This window comes from Microbacterium sp. 77mftsu3.1 (assembly GCF_900100525.1).
GTDB classification, from domain to species: Bacteria; Actinomycetota; Actinomycetes; order Actinomycetales; family Microbacteriaceae; genus Microbacterium; species Microbacterium aquilitoris.
Genome location: NZ_FNCR01000004.1, coordinates 1 through 1,398 on the forward strand (window position 1 = coordinate 1; position 1,398 = coordinate 1,398).

The window sequence follows — 1,398 nt, forward strand, 5'->3', positions numbered from 1 at the left end:
ACCGTGGAGTCATTGTTGAAATACCACTCTGGTCACTCTGGATATCTAACTTCGAACCGTAATCCGGTTCAGGGACAGTGCCTGGTGGGTAGTTTAACTGGGGCGGTTGCCTCCCAAAAAGTAACGGAGGCGCCCAAAGGTTCCCTCAACCTGGTTGGCAATCAGGTGGCGAGTGTAAGTGCACAAGGGAGCTTGACTGTGAGACTGACAGGTCGAGCAGGGACGAAAGTCGGGACTAGTGATCCGGCAGTGGCTTGTGGAAGCGCTGTCGCTCAACGGATAAAAGGTACCTCGGGGATAACAGGCTGATCTTGCCCAAGAGTCCATATCGACGGCATGGTTTGGCACCTCGATGTCGGCTCGTCGCATCCTGGGGCTGGAGTAGGTCCCAAGGGTTGGGCTGTTCGCCCATTAAAGCGGTACGCGAGCTGGGTTTAGAACGTCGTGAGACAGTTCGGTCCCTATCCGCTGCGCGCGTAGGAAATTTGAGAGGATCTGACCCTAGTACGAGAGGACCGGGTTGGACGAACCTCTGGTGTGCCAGTTGTTCTGCCAAGAGCACCGCTGGTTAGCTACGTTCGGGATGGATAACCGCTGAAAGCATCTAAGCGGGAAGCCGGCCTCAAGATGAGATTTCCATACCTTCGGGTGAGAGGCTCCCAGCCAGACTACTGGGTTGATAGGCCGGATGTGGAAGCGTGGTAACACGTGAAGCTGACCGGTACTAATAAGCCGATGACTTGATAACACACCGTTTAGGTGCTTGCGTCCACTGAGTGGTTCTCGATGTACGGTCGAGAACCGCATAACGAATATTCGTTGTGCAGACTGAAACATCAATAGTGTTTCGGCGGCCATAGCGTGAGGGAAACGCCCGGTTACATTCCGAACCCGGAAGCTAAGCCTCACAGCGCCGATGGTACTGCAGGGGGGACCCTGTGGGAGAGTAGGACACCGCCGGACTTCTTTCGTGAAATGGCCACCCAGAGTTGGGTGGCCATTTCTCGTTAACGCGTACGTGAGAGGACAGAGAAGATGACGGACGAGCAGCGCCCAGACAAGTCGGGCGGCAAACGGAAGTTCACCCCTGCTTCCTCGAGCTCGCGCGGTGAGCGTTCGCGGGACCGCGGACGCCCTTCAGAAGGCGATCAGGACCGCCGTCCTTCCGAACGTCGCGGCAGCGGGCGAGGCTCCGCGCCACGCCGCGAGGGTGACCGCCCGTCGTATCCGAAGCGTGACGGCGACCGCCCGGCTTACCCGAAGCGCGATGGCGAGCGTCGTCCGTACGAGAAGCGTGATGGTGATCGCCCCTCCTACCCGAAGCGTGACGGCGAGCGTCGTCCGTACGAGAAGCGCGACGGTGACCGTCCCTCGTACCCGCGTCGTGACGGCGACCGT

The 1,398-nt window shown here is 58.9% G+C and carries 1 protein-coding gene and 2 rRNA genes; 2 read left to right on the forward strand and 1 reads right to left on the reverse strand.

The genetic code is table 11. The features are described 5' to 3' along the window. A 23S ribosomal RNA gene (locus tag BLR68_RS18135) occupies positions 1-748 on the forward strand; the annotation flags it as partial. Between the two features lie 98 nt (positions 749-846). Beyond that, positions 847-963 (forward strand): 5S ribosomal RNA (rrf, locus tag BLR68_RS10820). A 174-nt stretch (positions 964-1,137) separates the two neighbouring features. Here the strand turns inward: rrf and BLR68_RS17990 are convergent. Then, positions 1,138-1,398 (reverse strand): hypothetical protein (locus BLR68_RS17990; RefSeq protein WP_176770685.1); only part of this gene is annotated, 261 nt, incomplete at its 5' end.